The organism is Pseudomonas sp. QL9 (assembly GCF_041409665.1).
Taxonomy (GTDB): domain Bacteria; phylum Pseudomonadota; class Gammaproteobacteria; order Pseudomonadales; family Pseudomonadaceae; genus Pseudomonas; species Pseudomonas knackmussii.
This window is the reverse complement of the sequence record NZ_CP166971.1, coordinates 1979788-1997219: the sequence shown is the minus strand read 5'-3', so window position 1 is coordinate 1997219 and position 17432 is coordinate 1979788. Positions and strand designations below refer to the sequence as shown.

Below are 17432 nucleotides of genomic sequence, written 5' to 3'. Positions count from 1 at the left end.
GAGAGCGAGGCCATACCAACGCCCCGACCGATTCGGGGCGTTGGTGTTTCTGGGGAGCCTCAGGCCATCAGTTCGATCAGGCGCCGAGCGCCGAGCACTTGGATCGCGCGCTTGAGGTTGTAGGCCTGCACGGCCAGGGCCATCTCTGTCCTGGCACCCGCTAACTGCCGCAGCAGGAAGCGGCAGTTGCCGAATATCCACTGTTTCAAGTTGCCGAAAGGGTGCTCGACGATGGATCGGCGCCTGGCCATCATCTCCGGCCGGGCCTTCAGGCGTTGCTGCATGCGCTCGAACGCTGACTCATGGGAATGACGGCTGAGAGGGCGACGCTGGCTATTCGTGCAACGCGCCTTCAAAGGGCAAGCGCGGCAGTCGCCGGCGATCGCATAAAGCCTCTCTGTGCCTCGTGCCTGCTTGAATGGGAGCCACTGGCCTGCCGGGCACTGATAGCGGTCGTGCTCCGCGTCGTAGTTGAAGGCGCTGCGGTCGAACAGTGCCGTGCCATTGCCGTGATTGTTGACACCACGGTTCGGCGGTACATACGCCGTGATGCCCGCATCCTTGCACGTCTGGAATTTGCTGCCATCGATGGCCACCAACTGACCACCGAGCAACCCGACCTGGCGGCAGAACTGTACGAAGGCACGACAGCTCGCCTGAAGCGCCGCGCCATTGTCCTTGCGGAAGTCGGCAATGGTCTTGAAGTCCGGCGCCAGGCGGCCCAGCAGCCACATCACTTCGACATTACGCTGGCATTCGGCTTCCAGTCGGCGCGAGGAGCGAATTCGCTGGAAGTAGCCATACAGGTACAGCTTGAGCAAGTCGGCCGGATCATAGGCCGGGCGTCCGACCCTGCTCGCCTGCGCCTTGCTGAAGCCCAGTCGCTGCAGATCCAACCGCGCCACATAGGCCTCGATCACGCGGACCAGATGTTCTTCGGGAACCCACTCATCCAGCGACACTGGAAACAAGCTGCCCTGATCACGGCCTTCACCGCGGATATAGCCCATGAACGACAATGCCCGTATCGATCGATACGGGCATTGTCTTTGGCTTGTGCTCAGACGGCTAGGTTTTCACACAGTCTGATCTGCGCGGCGTTTTTGTTTCTGCCTCAGGCGGGGTAGAGCGCGCCGAGAATGCGTGGCCCGGAGGCGCCGGTCACCTCGGGGCAGTTGCCGGGCAGACGTTCGAGGAATCGATGCGCCAGCCAGGCGAACGCCATGGCCTCCATCCACTCCGGCGGTACGCCGTAATCGGCCGTACTGCCCACGCGGGCCCGCGGAAGGTGTGCAGCCAGACGTGCCATCAGCTCGGGGTTGAAGGCACCGCCACCGCAAACCAGCACTTCTTCGCAGTCCGGCTGCGCATGCAACAGCGATTCGGCGATGCTGCTGGCGCTCAGCTCGAGTAGCGTCGCCTGTACGTCTTCGGCCGGCAGGGCAGGGCCTTCGGCCAGCTTGGCCTTCAGCCAGAGCAGATTGAAGCGCTCGCGGCCGGTGCTCTTCGGTCCGCGAGCGGCGAAGAAGTCGTCGCGCAGGAAGCGGCGCAGGAGCTCGTCATTCACCTTGCCGCTGGCCGCCCAGGTTCCGTCGCGGTCATAGGCGTCGCCGCGCTGGTCATGGATCCAGCTATCCAGCAGCACGTTGCCGGGGCCGCAGTCAAAACCGCGTACAGGTTGCCCGGGGGCGAGCAGGGAGACATTGCTGAACCCGCCGATATTGAGCACCGCGCGCTGGCGCTGATCACCGAACAGGGCTGCGTGGAACGCTGGCACCAGCGGGGCGCCCTGGCCGCCGGCGGCGACGTCGCGGCGGCGGAAGTCGGCAACCACGTCGATACCGGTCAGTTCGGCCAGCAGGGCGGGGTTGTCGATCTGCACCGTGAATCCACGCTGCGGCTCATGGCGCACGGTTTGCCCGTGGCTGCCAATGGCGCGGATCTGTGCGGGAGAGAGCTGCTGATTCGTCAGCAGCTCCTTGATGCCCTGGGCGGCCAGGCGAACCCAGTCGTTCTCTGCGCAGGCGCTCTGGGCAATCTCGTTGGGACCGCTGGCGCATAGAGCCAGGAGATCGGCGCGTAGGCCTTCGGGCATGGGGATGTAGTGGGAAGCGAGCAGAGTGGTGTGGTCACCCTGCTCGACCAGGGCGATGTCCAGACCATCTAGGCTGGTGCCGGACATCACTCCCAGATACAGCGGCATGGCTTAGCGCTGCTGCTGTTGTTGCTTGTTCATGGCCAGGAGAGTGGACTTCTCCTGTTCCATGCGAGCCATGAGCGGCTGGGTCTGCGCCATGAAGCGCTTGCGCTCGGGGCCTGCCAGCGGGTCGGCCATGGGCAGCTTGGCGCTGAGCGGGTCGACATACTGGCCGTTGACGTGGAACTCGTAGTGCAGGTGCGGGCCGGTGGCCAGGCCGGTCATGCCGACGTAGCCGATGATCTGACCCTGCTTGACCGGAACGCCGGAGCGAATGCCGTTGGCGAAGCGGCTCATATGGCCGTAGACAGTCTGGTAGGTCGAGCCGTGCTGGATGACCACCGCGTTACCGTACCCGCCCTTGCGGCCAGCTTCGACCACCTTGCCGTCGCCAGTCGCCTTGATCGGCGTGCCGATGGGCGCGGCGTAGTCGACACCCTTGTGTGCACGAATCTTGTTCAGGATCGGGTGCAGACGCCCCATGGAGAAGCGCGAGCTGATCCGAGCGAAGTCCACCGGCGTGCGAATGAAGGCTTTTCGCATGCTGGTGCCATCGGCACGGTAGTAGCTGGTGTTGCCGGTCTTGTTGGTGAAGCGGACGGCGGTGTATTCCTTGCCACGGTTGATGAAGCGAGCGGCGAGGATGTTGCCGGTGTCCACCTGGCGGCCGTTGACCACTTTCTTTTCGTAGATCACGTCGAACTGGTCGCCTTCGCGCAGGTCGAGGGCGAAGTCGATGTCGTAACCGAAGATGTTCGCCATGGCCATGATCAGGTCGTGCGACAGCCCGGCTTCCTTGCCCGCCGTGAACAGCGAGCTGTCGATGCGGCCGTGCGCGTAGGCGGTCTGCAGGTCCGGTTTGACCAGGTCACGCTTGAAGACGTAGCCCTTGGCGGTCTTGTTCAGGCTGATGGTTTCCAGATCGCTCTGCTTGATGCGCAGACCTTCCAGCTCACCCTTGTGCGAAACCAGGAACTCGACTTCATGGCCGACGTCCAGGCGAGTGAACTGCTTGGCGTCCTTGCTGCTCGCCAGGACGTCATGCACGACGCCAGCCGGCAGGCCTGCCTTGGCGAAAACGGTAGACAGCGTGTCGCCTTTGCCCACGGTCACGCCCTTCCAGGCCGGCTCGGCGGGAGTGGCAGGTTTCTGTTCGTTGGTGGCGGTGAGTGCTTTGTTTTCTTCTTTTTCCGCGTCTTTTCCGGCGCTGTCTTTATCGGACTGGCCTTCGATCTGCGCGAAGGGCGAGTCGGTGTTCTCGGTGACCGGCGTGCTTCGCAGGTCGTCTTTTTCCTGAACGATGCGATCGGCACCGTTCTCCAGCTCCAGATTGAGCGTGGTCTTCTTCGCCTCGACTTCACTCGAGGGGAACACCAGCAGAGCCAGGCTGAGGAGCGCTGCTACACCGCTTGCGGCCAGCAGATGGCTCTTCGGGTAGTAGGGCGCTTTCTGATTCGATTGCGTCATGGCGTGAGTGGTGTTTTTGGAATGTGAAATAACTGCCTAAAATATAACCAAATTTCCTTCGAATCAAGCCTGTCGCCCAGGCTTTGACGTCAAGCCCCCGTACGCCGGGCAAAACTTGTTTTTAGTGCCCGATCTTGTATGGTTGGTTCCCTTTTTTGAATACCGAAAAACGGAACGGGAACTGTGATGAAGTCGGTCGAAGAACAGCTGGCGCTGATCAAGCGTGGGGCGGATGAACTTCTCGTGGAGGCCGAGCTGGTCGCCAAGCTCGAGCGTGGTCAGCCGCTGCGGATCAAGGCTGGTTTCGACCCGACCGCGCCGGATCTCCACCTTGGGCATACAGTGCTTATTAATAAGCTGCGTCAGTTCCAGGAGCTCGGTCATCACGTCATCTTCCTCATCGGTGACTTCACCGGCATGATCGGCGACCCCAGCGGCAAGAGCGCCACGCGCCCGCCGCTGACCCGCGAGCAGGTGCTGGATAACGCCGAAACCTACAAGACCCAGGTATTCAAGATCCTCGACCCGGCCAAGACCGAGGTCGCCTTCAACTCCACCTGGATGGACAAGCTGACGCCGGCCGACTTCATTCGTCTGGCTTCCCAGTACACCGTGGCGCGCATGCTCGAGCGCGATGACTTCAGCAAGCGCTATGCCAGCAACCAGTCGATCGCCATCCACGAGTTCCTTTATCCGCTGGTGCAGGGCTATGACTCGGTGGCGCTACGTGCGGACGTCGAGCTGGGTGGTACCGATCAGAAATTCAACCTGCTGATGGGGCGCGAGCTGCAGCGCGCCTATGAGCAAGAACCCCAGTGCATCCTGACCATGCCGCTGCTGGAGGGTCTGGATGGGGTGAAGAAGATGTCCAAGTCCCTGGGTAACTACATCGGTATCCAGGAAGCGCCGGGCGTCATGTACAGCAAGCTCGTTTCCATTCCGGATACGCTGATGTGGCGTTACTTCGAGCTGCTCAGCTTCCGCTCGATGGATGAGATCGAATCCTTCAAGAAGGATGTCGAGGCAGGTGCGAACCCGCGGGATATCAAGATCAAGTTGGCCGAAGAGATCGTTGCACGCTTCCATGGCGAAGAGGCCGCGGCCAATGCTCACAAATCAGCTGGCAATCGCCTTAAGGAAGGCGAGCTGCCGGAAGATCTGCCGGAAGTGGAAGTGGCCGCTGGCGAAGATCTGCCCATCAGCGCTGTGCTGAACCGTGCGGGCCTGGTGAGGAACTCGGCAGTCGCTCGTGACTTGCTGGGCTCCGGTGGGGTGCGTGTGGATGGTCAGGTCGTGGACCGCAGCTATATATGCAAGCTGGGCGCTACCCACGTTATCCAGGCTGGTAAGAAGGCTTTCGCCAAGGTCACCCTGGTGGCTGAGTAAGAAAAGTGTCAGAAAGTCGTTGACGGGCATTTTTAAGTCCCTATAATGCGCACCACTCCCAGCGACGAGGCGCTGAAAGAGCTTGAAAATCAAGCACTTACAGATTATCGAAGCTGAGAGTGGTGGTCCGGCAGGCGACTCGCTTGCTGCTTTCTCTTGTTCGCTTCGGTGGGCTCGGTGAAAGAAGATCATCGAGGTGCTTGACAGCGAAATTCAACGCTGTAATATGCGCCTCCCGCTGACGAGAAGCGCTGCTACTCGAAAGCGCAAGCGGTTGAGTAGAAAAGAGATTTTCGAAAAACAGCTTGACAGTAAGAAAGGCTGCTGTAGAATGCGCGGCCTCGGTTGAGACGAAAGACTTCGCCGAAACGCTCTTTAACAAGTTGAATCAAGCAATTCGTGTGGGTGCTTGTGAGTTAAGACTGGTGGTCGCAAGATTATCAGCATCACAAGTAACACTCGTGAATTCGAGAGTTTTTTGCGATTGCTGAGCCAAGTTTAGGGTTTTCTCAAAACCCAATCAGTATTGAACTGAAGAGTTTGATCATGGCTCAGATTGAACGCTGGCGGCAGGCCTAACACATGCAAGTCGAGCGGATGAAGGGAGCTTGCTCTCTGATTCAGCGGCGGACGGGTGAGTAATGCCTAGGAATCTGCCTGGTAGTGGGGGACAACGTTTCGAAAGGAACGCTAATACCGCATACGTCCTACGGGAGAAAGTGGGGGATCTTCGGACCTCACGCTATCAGATGAGCCTAGGTCGGATTAGCTAGTAGGTGAGGTAACGGCTCACCTAGGCGACGATCCGTAACTGGTCTGAGAGGATGATCAGTCACACTGGAACTGAGACACGGTCCAGACTCCTACGGGAGGCAGCAGTGGGGAATATTGGACAATGGGCGAAAGCCTGATCCAGCCATGCCGCGTGTGTGAAGAAGGTCTTCGGATTGTAAAGCACTTTAAGTTGGGAGGAAGGGCAGTAAGTTAATACCTTGCTGTTTTGACGTTACCAACAGAATAAGCACCGGCTAACTTCGTGCCAGCAGCCGCGGTAATACGAAGGGTGCAAGCGTTAATCGGAATTACTGGGCGTAAAGCGCGCGTAGGTGGTTTGGTAAGATGGATGTGAAATCCCCGGGCTCAACCTGGGAACTGCATCCATAACTGCCTGACTAGAGTACGGTAGAGGGTGGTGGAATTTCCTGTGTAGCGGTGAAATGCGTAGATATAGGAAGGAACACCAGTGGCGAAGGCGACCACCTGGACTGATACTGACACTGAGGTGCGAAAGCGTGGGGAGCAAACAGGATTAGATACCCTGGTAGTCCACGCCGTAAACGATGTCGACTAGCCGTTGGAATCCTTGAGATTTTAGTGGCGCAGCTAACGCGATAAGTCGACCGCCTGGGGAGTACGGCCGCAAGGTTAAAACTCAAATGAATTGACGGGGGCCCGCACAAGCGGTGGAGCATGTGGTTTAATTCGAAGCAACGCGAAGAACCTTACCTGGCCTTGACATGTCCGGAATCTTGCAGAGATGCGAGAGTGCCTTCGGGAATCGGAACACAGGTGCTGCATGGCTGTCGTCAGCTCGTGTCGTGAGATGTTGGGTTAAGTCCCGTAACGAGCGCAACCCTTGTCCTTAGTTACCAGCACGTTATGGTGGGCACTCTAAGGAGACTGCCGGTGACAAACCGGAGGAAGGTGGGGATGACGTCAAGTCATCATGGCCCTTACGGCCAGGGCTACACACGTGCTACAATGGTCGGTACAGAGGGTTGCCAAGCCGCGAGGTGGAGCTAATCCCATAAAACCGATCGTAGTCCGGATCGCAGTCTGCAACTCGACTGCGTGAAGTCGGAATCGCTAGTAATCGTGAATCAGAATGTCACGGTGAATACGTTCCCGGGCCTTGTACACACCGCCCGTCACACCATGGGAGTGGGTTGCTCCAGAAGTAGCTAGTCTAACCGCAAGGGGGACGGTTACCACGGAGTGATTCATGACTGGGGTGAAGTCGTAACAAGGTAGCCGTAGGGGAACCTGCGGCTGGATCACCTCCTTAATCGAAGATCCCGGCTTTCTCATAAGCTCCCACACGAATTGCTTGATTCACTGGTAAAGCGACGGTTAGGCAACCCTATATGGGTCTGTAGCTCAGTCGGTTAGAGCGCACCCCTGATAAGGGTGAGGTCGGCAGTTCGAATCTGCCCAGACCCACCAATCGTTGGAAAAGAGGGGGCCATAGCTCAGCTGGGAGAGCGCCTGCTTTGCACGCAGGAGGTCAGGAGTTCGATCCTCCTTGGCTCCACCATCCACGTCGCGAAAGTTCAGACATGAATGTTCAGGGTAATGGAACATTGATGTCTGGTCTTTGTACCGGAACCGTTCTTTAAAAATTTGGGTATGTGATAGAAGTAGACTGAATAATCTCTTTCACTGGTGATTATTCAAGTCAAGGTAAAATTTGCGAGTTCAAGCGCGAATTTTCGGCGAATGTCGTCTTCACGTTCGAGACGTATAACCAGATTGCTTGGGGTTATATGGTCAAGTGAAGAAGCGCATACGGTGGATGCCTTGGCAGTCAGAGGCGATGAAAGACGTGGTAGCCTGCGATAAGCTTCGGGGAGTCGGCAAACAGACTTTGATCCGGAGATCTCTGAATGGGGGAACCCACCCAGCATAAGCTGGGTATCTTGCACTGAATACATAGGTGTAAGAGGCGAACCAGGGGAACTGAAACATCTAAGTACCCTGAGGAAAAGAAATCAACCGAGATTCCCTTAGTAGTGGCGAGCGAACGGGGACTAGCCCTTAAGCTTCTTTGAATCTAACAGAACGCTCTGGAAAGTGCGGCCATAGTGGGTGATAGCCCCGTATGTGAAAGGTTCTTGGAAGTGAAATCGAGTAGGACGGAGCACGAGAAACTTTGTCTGAATATGGGGGGACCATCCTCCAAGGCTAAATACTACTGACTGACCGATAGTGAACCAGTACCGTGAGGGAAAGGCGAAAAGAACCCCGGAGAGGGGAGTGAAATAGAACCTGAAACCGTATGCGTACAAGCAGTGGGAGCCTACTTTGTTAGGTGACTGCGTACCTTTTGTATAATGGGTCAGCGACTTATATTCAGTGGCGAGCTTAACCGAATAGGGAAGGCGTAGCGAAAGCGAGTCTTAATAGGGCGTTTAGTCGCTGGGTATAGACCCGAAACCGGGCGATCTATCCATGAGCAGGTTGAAGGTTAGGTAACACTGACTGGAGGACCGAACCCACTCCCGTTGAAAAGGTAGGGGATGACTTGTGGATCGGAGTGAAAGGCTAATCAAGCTCGGAGATAGCTGGTTCTCCTCGAAAGCTATTTAGGTAGCGCCTCACGTATCACTCCAGGGGGTAGAGCACTGTTTCGGCTAGGGGGTCATCCCGACTTACCAAACCGATGCAAACTCCGAATACCTGGAAGTGTCAGCGTGGGAGACACACGGCGGGTGCTAACGTCCGTCGTGAAAAGGGAAACAACCCAGACCGTCAGCTAAGGTCCCAAAGTTATGGTTAAGTGGTAAACGATGTGGGAAGGCTTAGACAGCTAGGAGGTTGGCTTAGAAGCAGCCACCCTTTAAAGAAAGCGTAATAGCTCACTAGTCGAGTCGGCCTGCGCGGAAGATGTAACGGGGCTCAAACCATACACCGAAGCTACGGGTGCATCGCAAGATGTGCGGTAGAGGAGCGTTCTGTAAGCCTGTGAAGGTGAGTTGAGAAGCTTGCTGGAGGTATCAGAAGTGCGAATGCTGACATGAGTAACGACAATGGGAGTGAAAAACTCCCACGCCGAAAGACCAAGGGTTCCTGCGCAACGTTAATCGACGCAGGGTTAGTCGGTCCCTAAGGCGAGGCTGAAGAGCGTAGTCGATGGGAAACAGGTTAATATTCCTGTACTTCTAGTTACTGCGATGGAGGGACGGAGAAGGCTAGGCCAGCTTGGCGTTGGTTGTCCAAGTTTAAGGTGGTAGGCAGAGATCTTAGGTAAATCCGGGATCTTAATGCCGAGAGCTGATGACGAGCGTTCTTTTAGAACGTGAAGTGGTTGATGCCATGCTTCCAGGAAAAGCTTCTAAGCTTCAGGTAACTAGGAACCGTACCCCAAACCGACACAGGTGGTTGGGTAGAGAATACCAAGGCGCTTGAGAGAACTCGGGTGAAGGAACTAGGCAAAATGGCACCGTAACTTCGGGAGAAGGTGCGCCGGTGAGGGTGAAGTATTTACTACGTAAGCCCATGCCGGTCGAAGATACCAGGCCGCTGCGACTGTTTATTAAAAACACAGCACTCTGCAAACACGAAAGTGGACGTATAGGGTGTGACGCCTGCCCGGTGCCGGAAGGTTAATTGATGGGGTTAGCGAAAGCGAAGCTCTTGATCGAAGCCCCGGTAAACGGCGGCCGTAACTATAACGGTCCTAAGGTAGCGAAATTCCTTGTCGGGTAAGTTCCGACCTGCACGAATGGCGTAACGATGGCGGCGCTGTCTCCACCCGAGACTCAGTGAAATTGAAATCGCTGTGAAGATGCAGTGTATCCGCGGCTAGACGGAAAGACCCCGTGAACCTTTACTGTAGCTTTGCACTGGACTTTGAGCCTGCTTGTGTAGGATAGGTGGGAGGCTTTGAAGCGTGGACGCCAGTTCGCGTGGAGCCATCCTTGAAATACCACCCTGGCATGCTTGAGGTTCTAACTCTGGTCCGTTATCCGGATCGAGGACAGTGTATGGTGGGCAGTTTGACTGGGGCGGTCTCCTCCTAAAGAGTAACGGAGGAGTACGAAGGTGCGCTCAGACCGGTCGGAAATCGGTCGTAGAGTATAAAGGCAAAAGCGCGCTTGACTGCGAGACAGACACGTCGAGCAGGTACGAAAGTAGGTCTTAGTGATCCGGTGGTTCTGTATGGAAGGGCCATCGCTCAACGGATAAAAGGTACTCCGGGGATAACAGGCTGATACCGCCCAAGAGTTCATATCGACGGCGGTGTTTGGCACCTCGATGTCGGCTCATCACATCCTGGGGCTGAAGCCGGTCCCAAGGGTATGGCTGTTCGCCATTTAAAGTGGTACGCGAGCTGGGTTTAGAACGTCGTGAGACAGTTCGGTCCCTATCTGCCGTGGACGTTTGAGATTTGAGAGGGGCTGCTCCTAGTACGAGAGGACCGGAGTGGACGAACCTCTGGTGTTCCGGTTGTCACGCCAGTGGCATTGCCGGGTAGCTATGTTCGGAATAGATAACCGCTGAAAGCATCTAAGCGGGAAACTAGCCTCAAGATGAGATCTCACTGGGAACTTGATTCCCCTAAAGGGCCGTCGAAGACTACGACGTTGATAGGTTGGGTGTGTAAGCGCTGTGAGGCGTTGAGCTAACCAATACTAATTGCCCGTGAGGCTTGACCATATAACACCCAAACAATTTGTGTGTTAGACGGTGAAGTCGACGAACCGAAAGTTCGTGAGAACCGCAAATTACCTGTCACATACCCGAATCGGGATGAGCGTGTGCGCAAGCCACGAGTATCCGAAAGAATTGCTTGACGACCATAGAGCGTTGGAACCACCTGATCCCATCCCGAACTCAGAAGTGAAACGATGCATCGCCGATGGTAGTGTGGAGTTTCTCCATGTGAGAGTAGGTCATCGTCAAGCACCTATCCCAAGGCCCCTGATCAGCGAAAGCTGGTCGGGGGTTTTGCTTTTGCGCGCGGAAAAATTTCGAGTGTCGAAGCGCAAGGCGCGAGCTCGTGTTTGCATTGCTGGAATGCGGCGACGGAACGGCACGAATACCTCCCTGTCTTGTGCATAGGCAAGGCGGTAGCACCTCTATATTATTTGCGCCTGGTTGTAATGGGGCATGACATGCAGACATTGCTGAAATTGCTGGGCGATGGAAGGTTCCATTCCGGCGAGGAGCTGGGGGCGGCCTTGCAGGTCAGTCGCAGCGCGGTTTGGAAGCGGCTGCAGAACCTGGAGCGCGAATACGGCGTGGTTGTGCAGTCGGTGCGCGGACGCGGCTATCGTCTGGCTGAGCCGTTAATCCCCATTGACCCGCAGCAGGTGCAAGCGCCCTGGCCGATAGAGGTGCAGTTCTCGGTCGACTCCACCAATGCCGAGGTGATGCGGCGTCTGGATGCGGGGGCGTCCACGCCGTTCGCTGTAGTTGCTGAGCGGCAAACGGCTGGCCGAGGTCGGCGAGGTCGCGCCTGGGTTAGCCCCTTCGGCGCCAATCTGTATTGCACGCTGGGTATTTCGGTGCGGGGTGGGCCTAAAGAGCTCGAAGGTTTGAGCCTGGTTGTCGGTCTAGCCGTCGTGCGCGCTATTCAGTCGCTCGGTATCGGTGGGGTAGGGCTCAAGTGGCCCAACGACATTCTGCTCGATGGGCGAAAGCTTGCCGGAATTCTGCTTGAGCTTACGGGTGATCCCGCTGATCTATGCAGTGTCGCCATAGGCATTGGTATCAATGTGAACATGCGTGCGGCCGACGCCATTGACCAGCCCTGGACATCCTTGCGGGCATCGTCCGGTATGGTTGTGGATCGCAATCTGCTGCTGTCGGCGCTGAGCCGGGAGCTCGAACGGCATCTGGCTCGTCATCGCGCGCAGGGTTTCGCAGCCAGCCAGGCTGAGTGGGAGTGTTTCCATCTCTGGCAAGGGCGTGAAGTTTGTCTGTCCACTGCTTCCAAGCAGATTGTCGGTCGTGCCCTCGGGATTGATGAACAGGGCGCGTTGCGTCTGGAAGTCGACGGTGTCGAGAGCCGCTTCAGCGGTGGTGAGTTGAGCCTGAGGTTGTCTGATGATTCTTGAACTGGACTGTGGCAATAGCCTGATCAAGTGGCGTGTCATTGATGCGCGCGATCAGAAGTCTTTGGCTGCGGGGGTGGCTGATTCTGATGCTGCTCTGCTTGAGCAGCTGCAGGGGCAAGCCGGTCTTGCATTGGCGCGCGGGCGGATGGTCAGCGTGCGCAGTGAGCAGGAGACCCAGTCCCTGGTCTCGAGCTTGAATCAGGCTTTTGCCATCGACGTTCGCGTTGCAGAGTCGGCGGAAGAGCTGGCTGGCGTACGCAACGGCTATCGCGACTACCAGAGGCTTGGCCTTGATCGCTGGCTGGCTCTGGTTGCAGGTTACCGCATCGCCGGTGGGGCTTGCCTGGTGCTCGACCTGGGGACGGCGGTGACATCCGATCTGGTGGATGCCGCGGGGCGGCACCTTGGTGGCTATATCTGTCCCGGCGTGCCGCTGATGCGCAGCCAACTGCGCACTCATACCCGACGAATTCGCTATGACGATGCAACGGCTCAAGTGGCAGCCCAGGAGCTTTCTCCCGGGCGGGAGACTGCTGAGGCGGTCGAACGTGGCTGCCTGCTGATGTTGCGTGGCTTCGTTCGTGAGCAGTACTTGCTTGCACGGGACTTGTTAGGAGGCGAGTGCGCTGTCTTTTTGACTGGTGGGGATGCTGAGTTGGTCAAGGATGAGTTGCCGCAAGCGCAGGTTCTCTCCGATCTGGTATTTGCCGGGTTGGCGCTCGCCTGCCCGCTGGAGTAGTGCCTCAGATGCGTTGGTTCTTCCTGTTCCTCCTGGTGCTGAACGTCTTCTATTTCGTCTGGCACCAGCAGCAGACACCGTTGCGCGCGAAAGAAATCGCGCCACTCGCCCTTTATCGAAGCGAGCAGAAGAATATTCGTCTGCTAAGCGAGTCGCCTGAATCTGCGCCTAAGCGGCCGTCAGCGCCGCAGGCGCAGGTCGGCGCGCCGCAGGCGGGCGCATGCCTGTACTTCGGGCCGTTCTATGACGAAAGTCGCGCCAAGGCTCTGGAGCAGCGCCTGACCAGCCTGGACATCCAGGCCAGCAGGCAGAAGGTCGATAGCGGGGTGGGTGCGGATTACTGGGTGTATCTGCCTCCCCTCGCATCGCGCCAGGCCTCCCTCCTTCAATTACGCGAGTTGCAAGCGCGCAAAATCGACAGCTACATCATTACCGAAGGTGATCTGACTGACGGGATCTCTCTTGGCTTCTTCCAAAGCCAGGATTCGGCTGGTGCCGTGGTGGAGCGATTGAAGGGGGTGGGCTACGAGGCGCAAGTCCGGGAAATGGCGCGCAACCAGCACGATATCTGGATCCAGATATCCCCCGAGAGCCGTCGTCTTGCCGATGATGGACTGGTCCATCAGCTGGTCTCCGACTTCCCTGAAGTGCAACAGCAAACAATGCCGTGCAAAAGTGTTGCATCGGGAAATTAGTTTGATAGAATGGCGCCCGCTTCGCAGGGGGGACCCGAAAGGGGATTTTCTCGAAGTCGCTGTTAAGGAGCTAAGCTCAAGTTTTTTAAAGAAAAACTCTTGACAGCGCGGTGGCAGACTGTAGAATGCCGCCTCACTCGGAGGGGTTCCCGAGCGGCCAAAGGGATCAGACTGTAAATCTGACGTCTCAGACTTCGAAGGTTCGAATCCTTCCCCCTCCACCAGTTTCAAGCGTGAGCCGCAAGCTCCGCGGGTATAGTTCAGTGGTAGAACCTCAGCCTTCCAAGCTGATGATGCGGGTTCGATTCCCGCTACCCGCTCCAAGTTTGTTGCTGATGTCTTGCTCATGTAGCTCAGCTGGTAGAGCACACCCTTGGTAAGGGTGAGGTCAGCGGTTCAAATCCGCTCATGAGCTCCACTTCACAAAGGCAGATATGAAAGTATCTGCCTTTGTTTTATCGGTGATGTGGCTTTCTCAATTCCTAGTGGGAGATGGTCAAAATGGCTAAAGAGAAGTTTGAACGTAACAAACCGCACGTCAACGTTGGCACCATCGGTCACGTTGACCACGGTAAAACCACTCTGACCGCTGCTCTGACCAAAGTCTGCTCCGAGACCTGGGGCGGTTCCGCTCGCGCTTTCGACCAGATCGACAACGCTCCGGAAGAAAAAGCTCGCGGCATCACCATCAACACCTCGCACGTAGAGTACGACTCGGCTGTTCGCCACTACGCGCACGTTGACTGCCCCGGCCACGCCGACTACGTGAAGAACATGATCACCGGTGCTGCCCAGATGGACGGCGCGATCCTGGTCTGCTCGGCTGCTGACGGCCCCATGCCGCAAACCCGTGAGCACATCCTGCTGTCCCGTCAGGTAGGCGTTCCTTACATCGTCGTGTTCCTGAACAAGGCCGACATGGTTGACGACGCCGAGCTGCTGGAACTGGTCGAGATGGAAGTTCGCGACCTGCTGAGCACCTACGACTTCCCGGGTGATGACACCCCGATCGTTATCGGTTCCGCTCTGATGGCCCTGAACGGCCAGGACGACAACGAGATGGGCGTTTCCGCCGTGCGTAAGCTGGTAGAAACCCTGGACGCCTACATCCCTGAGCCGGTTCGCGCTGTTGACCAGCCGTTCCTGATGCCGATCGAAGACGTGTTCTCGATCTCGGGTCGTGGCACCGTGGTGACCGGTCGTGTTGAGCGCGGCATCGTCAAAGTGGGCGAGGAAATCGAAATCGTCGGTATCCGTCCGACCACCAAGACCACCTGCACCGGCGTTGAAATGTTCCGTAAGCTGCTCGACGAAGGTCGTGCTGGCGAGAACATCGGCGCCCTGCTGCGCGGCACCAAGCGTGAAGACGTAGAGCGTGGCCAGGTTCTGGCCAAGCCGGGCACCATCAAGCCGCACACCAAGTTCGAGTGCGAAGTGTACGTGCTGTCCAAAGAGGAAGGTGGTCGTCACACCCCGTTCTTCAAGGGCTACCGTCCGCAGTTCTACTTCCGTACCACCGACGTAACCGGCAACTGCGAATTGCCGGAAGGCGTTGAGATGGTAATGCCGGGCGACAACGTGAAAATGGTTGTCACCCTGATCGCTCCGATCGCCATGGAAGATGGCCTGCGCTTCGCGATCCGCGAAGGCGGTCGTACCGTTGGTGCCGGCGTGGTTGCCAAGATCTTCGAATAATCGATTGATCTTTCCCTATCAGGCCGGCATAATGGTCGGCCTGACTTTGTTCTAGGCCAGTAGCTCAATTGGCAGAGCGGCGGTCTCCAAAACCGCAGGTTGGGGGTTCGATTCCCTCCTGGCCTGCCAGATTCTCAAAAATGGATCTGGCATTTCTTCAACGGGATTCCTAGCAGATGAATGCGAAGGCAGAAGCCAAAGACTCGCGGCTCGATGTCGTGAAGTGGCTCTTGGTTGCAGTTGTTGTTGTGGTTGGTGTTGTCGCCAATCAGTACTACTCCGCGCAGCCGCTCTTCTATCGCGTGCTCGGCATTCTGGTTCTGGCGGGTGTTGCTGGCTTCGTTGCTCTGCAGACCGTCAAGGGTCGCGCCTTCTTTACCCTGGCGAAAGAAGCGCGTGCCGAGATTCGCAAGGTCGTATGGCCGACTCGCCAAGAAACCACTCAGACCACCATGATCGTGGTCGCTGTAGTGCTGCTGATGGCGCTGCTGCTGTGGGGGCTCGATTCCCTGCTGGGTTGGCTCGTTTCCATGATTGTAGGTTAAGGGTGTTCCGTGGCTAAGCGTTGGTACGTTGTGCATGCCTACTCGGGCTACGAGAAGCATGTCATGCGCTCGCTGATCGAGCGGGTCAAACTGGCCGGCATGGAAGATGGCTTCGGCGAGATTCTGGTTCCCACGGAAGAAGTCGTGGAAATGCGTGGTGGCCAGAAGCGCAAGAGTGAGCGCAAGTTCTTCCCTGGCTACGTGCTGGTCCAGATGGACATGAACGAGGGTACTTGGCACTTGGTCAAGGACACTCCTCGTGTCATGGGTTTCATCGGCGGTACTGCTGATAAGCCGGCTCCGATTACTGACAAGGAGGCTGAGGCCATCCTTCGTCGCGTCGCAGATAGCGGCGACAAGCCCAAGCCGAAGACGCTCTTCGAGCCGGGCGAAACCGTTCGCGTCATCGATGGTCCCTTTGCGGACTTCAATGGCGTGGTTGAAGAGGTCAACTACGAAAAGAGCCGGATCCAGGTCGCAGTGCTCATTTTCGGTCGCTCCACTCCGGTGGAGCTGGAGTTCAGCCAAGTCGAGAAAGTCTGACTGGCAAAATTCATCCCACACCCCGCAGCCCTAGGCTGCGGGGTTTTGTCGTCCTTGGGATAAACGCGAAAGCAACCGGGGAGCCCTTCGGGGCGTTAGAACCCGTAACTGGAGTAGCAAATGGCTAAGAAAATTCAGGCTTACATCAAGCTGCAGGTAAAGGCTGGTCAAGCCAACCCGTCGCCGCCGGTTGGTCCCGCTCTGGGTCAGCACGGCGTGAACATCATGGAATTCTGCAAGGCGTTCAACGCCAAGACCCAGGGCATGGAGCCTGGTCTGCCGACTCCTGTGATCATCACCGTTTACAGCGACCGCAGCTTCACCTTTGAAACCAAGAGCACCCCGGCCTCCGTGCTGCTGAAGAAAGCTGCTGGCATCACCAGCGGTTCCAGCCGCCCGAACAGCCAGAAAGTAGGCACCGTTACCCGTGCTCAGCTGGAAGATATCGCCAAAGCTAAACAGGCTGATCTGACTGCAGCTGACATGGAAGCGGCCGTGCGCACCATCGCCGGTTCCGCTCGTAGCATGGGCCTCAACGTGGAGGGTGTGTAATGGCTAAGCTGACCAAGCGTCAAAAGGCTATCGCCGAGAAAGTCGAAGCTGGCAAACAGTACGGCTTCGAAGATGCCGCCAAACTGCTGGCCGAGCTGTCGACCATCAAGTTCAAGGAATCCGTGGACATCGCCATCAACCTCGGCGTTGACCCGCGTAAATCCGACCAGGTCGTTCGCGGTGCCACCGTTCTGCCGAACGGCACTGGCAAGTCTGTCCGCGTTGCCGTGTTCACCCAAGGCCCGGGTGCCGAAGCCGCTCTGGCTGCTGGCGCTGACAAGGTCGGTATGGATGAACTGGCTGCCGAGATGAAAGCAGGCGACCTGAACTACGACGTGGTCATCGCTTCCCCGGACGCGATGCGTGTCGTTGGTCAACTCGGTCAGGTGCTGGGCCCGCGCGGTCTGATGCCGAACCCGAAAGTGGGTACCGTTACCCCGGACGTAGCCACTGCCGTCAAGAACGCCAAGGCTGGTCAGGTTCGTTTCCGTACCGACAAGAACGGCATCATCCACGCCTCCGTTGGCAAGATCGATTTCGAGCCGGTCAAGCTGAAGCAGAACGTCGAAGCTCTGCTGGCTGACCTGAAGCGCCTGAAGCCCGCCTCCTCGAAAGGCGTGTACGTTCAGCGCGTGACCCTGAGCACCACCATGGGCCCGGGTCTGCAGATCGATCAGGCTTCTCTGGAAGGCTGATAAGACAAAGTCGGGTGGTGGGCCTGGCCCATCACCCGCAGGTATTGGGGTCCCTGCCTGGCGGGGGCTATCCAAGACC

The 17432-nt window shown here is 57.4% G+C and carries 12 protein-coding genes, 6 tRNA genes and 3 rRNA genes; 18 read left to right on the top strand and 3 right to left on the bottom strand.

Annotated elements, in window-relative coordinates:
• Positions 1–59: 59 nt before the first annotated feature.
• From ACA097_RS09445 to ACA097_RS09435, 3 genes are all read right to left on the bottom strand, one after another.
• Positions 60–1010 carry a transposase gene (locus ACA097_RS09445; RefSeq protein ID WP_371369921.1) on the bottom strand — a complete coding sequence of 317 codons (951 nt, stop codon included), beginning with the start codon at positions 1008–1010 and terminating at the stop codon, positions 60–62.
• A gap of 104 nt (positions 1011–1114) precedes the next feature.
• A complete protein-coding gene (locus ACA097_RS09440; RefSeq protein ID WP_371369919.1) occupies positions 1115–2203 on the bottom strand; it encodes an anhydro-N-acetylmuramic acid kinase in 1089 nt (362 codons plus the stop codon).
• A 3-nt stretch (positions 2204–2206) separates the two neighbouring features.
• Positions 2207–3664 carry a peptidoglycan DD-metalloendopeptidase family protein gene (locus ACA097_RS09435; RefSeq protein WP_160285714.1) on the bottom strand — a complete coding sequence of 486 codons (1458 nt, stop codon included), beginning with the start codon at positions 3662–3664 and terminating at the stop codon, positions 2207–2209.
• 186 nt (positions 3665–3850) lie between these two features.
• On the opposite strand from ACA097_RS09435, the gene tyrS reads away from it, so the two are divergent.
• The 18 genes from tyrS (at position 3851) to rplA (ending at position 17353) form a co-directional block, all read left to right on the top strand.
• Positions 3851–5050: a tyrosine--tRNA ligase gene (tyrS, locus tag ACA097_RS09430; RefSeq protein ID WP_371369917.1), complete on the top strand. Its 1200-nt coding sequence runs from the start codon at positions 3851–3853 to the stop codon at positions 5048–5050.
• A 528-nt stretch (positions 5051–5578) separates the two neighbouring features.
• Positions 5579–7115 (top strand): 16S ribosomal RNA (locus tag ACA097_RS09425).
• An 81-nt stretch (positions 7116–7196) separates the two neighbouring features.
• Positions 7197–7273, top strand: a tRNA-Ile gene (locus ACA097_RS09420).
• Between the two features lie 15 nt (positions 7274–7288).
• Positions 7289–7364: transfer RNA gene (locus ACA097_RS09415), tRNA-Ala, on the top strand.
• A gap of 231 nt (positions 7365–7595) precedes the next feature.
• Positions 7596–10486 (top strand): 23S ribosomal RNA (locus tag ACA097_RS09410).
• 132 nt (positions 10487–10618) lie between these two features.
• Positions 10619–10734 (top strand): 5S ribosomal RNA (rrf, locus tag ACA097_RS09405).
• The 16S, 23S and 5S rRNA genes sit together here with 2 tRNA genes alongside, the layout of an rRNA operon.
• Before the next feature lie 210 nt (positions 10735–10944).
• Positions 10945–11889: a bifunctional biotin--[acetyl-CoA-carboxylase] ligase/biotin operon repressor BirA gene (gene birA / locus ACA097_RS09400; RefSeq protein WP_371369915.1), complete on the top strand. Its 945-nt coding sequence runs from the start codon at positions 10945–10947 to the stop codon at positions 11887–11889.
• Positions 11879–12628 (top strand): pantothenate kinase, encoded by a 750-nt coding sequence (locus ACA097_RS09395; RefSeq protein ID WP_371369913.1) that lies wholly within the window; start codon positions 11879–11881, stop codon positions 12626–12628. Before birA ends, ACA097_RS09395 begins: the two co-directional genes overlap by 11 nt.
• Positions 12629–12636: 8 nt before the next feature.
• Entirely contained in the window at positions 12637–13323 is a 687-nt protein-coding gene (locus tag ACA097_RS09390; RefSeq protein ID WP_371369911.1) for an SPOR domain-containing protein, read from the top strand.
• A gap of 139 nt (positions 13324–13462) precedes the next feature.
• Positions 13463–13547: transfer RNA gene (locus tag ACA097_RS09385), tRNA-Tyr, on the top strand.
• Positions 13548–13572: 25 nt separating this feature from the next.
• Positions 13573–13646 (top strand) — tRNA-Gly (locus ACA097_RS09380).
• 19 nt (positions 13647–13665) lie between these two features.
• Positions 13666–13741, top strand: a tRNA-Thr gene (locus tag ACA097_RS09375).
• Between the two features lie 83 nt (positions 13742–13824).
• Positions 13825–15018 carry an elongation factor Tu gene (gene tuf / locus ACA097_RS09370; RefSeq protein ID WP_043248914.1) on the top strand — a complete coding sequence of 398 codons (1194 nt, stop codon included), beginning with the start codon at positions 13825–13827 and terminating at the stop codon, positions 15016–15018.
• Positions 15019–15071: 53 nt separating this feature from the next.
• A tRNA-Trp gene (locus ACA097_RS09365) sits at positions 15072–15147 on the top strand.
• 47 nt (positions 15148–15194) lie between these two features.
• Entirely contained in the window at positions 15195–15563 is a 369-nt protein-coding gene (gene secE, locus ACA097_RS09360; protein WP_371369909.1) for a preprotein translocase subunit SecE, read from the top strand.
• 9 nt (positions 15564–15572) lie between these two features.
• Positions 15573–16106 carry a transcription termination/antitermination protein NusG gene (nusG, locus tag ACA097_RS09355; RefSeq protein ID WP_160285720.1) on the top strand — a complete coding sequence of 178 codons (534 nt, stop codon included), beginning with the start codon at positions 15573–15575 and terminating at the stop codon, positions 16104–16106.
• A gap of 120 nt (positions 16107–16226) precedes the next feature.
• Positions 16227–16658: a 50S ribosomal protein L11 gene (gene rplK, locus ACA097_RS09350; protein ID WP_043248918.1), complete on the top strand. Its 432-nt coding sequence runs from the start codon at positions 16227–16229 to the stop codon at positions 16656–16658.
• Positions 16658–17353, top strand: coding sequence for a 50S ribosomal protein L1 (rplA, locus tag ACA097_RS09345; RefSeq protein WP_043248921.1), 696 nt, complete (start codon positions 16658–16660; stop codon positions 17351–17353). Before rplK ends, rplA begins: the two co-directional genes overlap by 1 nt.
• Positions 17354–17432 lie beyond the last annotated feature (79 nt).

Coding starts and splice junctions, on each gene's coding strand:
- ACA097_RS09445 (WP_371369921.1), bottom strand. CDS start 1,010: ATGGGCTATATCCGCGGTGAAGGCCGTGATCAGGGCAGCTTGTTTCCA.
- ACA097_RS09440 (WP_371369919.1), bottom strand. CDS start 2,203: ATGCCGCTGTATCTGGGAGTGATGTCCGGCACCAGCCTAGATGGTCTG.
- ACA097_RS09435 (WP_160285714.1), bottom strand. CDS start 3,664: ATGACGCAATCGAATCAGAAAGCGCCCTACTACCCGAAGAGCCATCTG.
- tyrS (WP_371369917.1), top strand. CDS start 3,851: ATGAAGTCGGTCGAAGAACAGCTGGCGCTGATCAAGCGTGGGGCGGAT.
- birA (WP_371369915.1), top strand. CDS start 10,945: ATGCAGACATTGCTGAAATTGCTGGGCGATGGAAGGTTCCATTCCGGC.
- ACA097_RS09395 (WP_371369913.1), top strand. CDS start 11,879: ATGATTCTTGAACTGGACTGTGGCAATAGCCTGATCAAGTGGCGTGTC.
- ACA097_RS09390 (WP_371369911.1), top strand. CDS start 12,637: ATGCGTTGGTTCTTCCTGTTCCTCCTGGTGCTGAACGTCTTCTATTTC.
- tuf (WP_043248914.1), top strand. CDS start 13,825: ATGGCTAAAGAGAAGTTTGAACGTAACAAACCGCACGTCAACGTTGGC.
- secE (WP_371369909.1), top strand. CDS start 15,195: ATGAATGCGAAGGCAGAAGCCAAAGACTCGCGGCTCGATGTCGTGAAG.
- rplK (WP_043248918.1), top strand. CDS start 16,227: ATGGCTAAGAAAATTCAGGCTTACATCAAGCTGCAGGTAAAGGCTGGT.
- rplA (WP_043248921.1), top strand. CDS start 16,658: ATGGCTAAGCTGACCAAGCGTCAAAAGGCTATCGCCGAGAAAGTCGAA.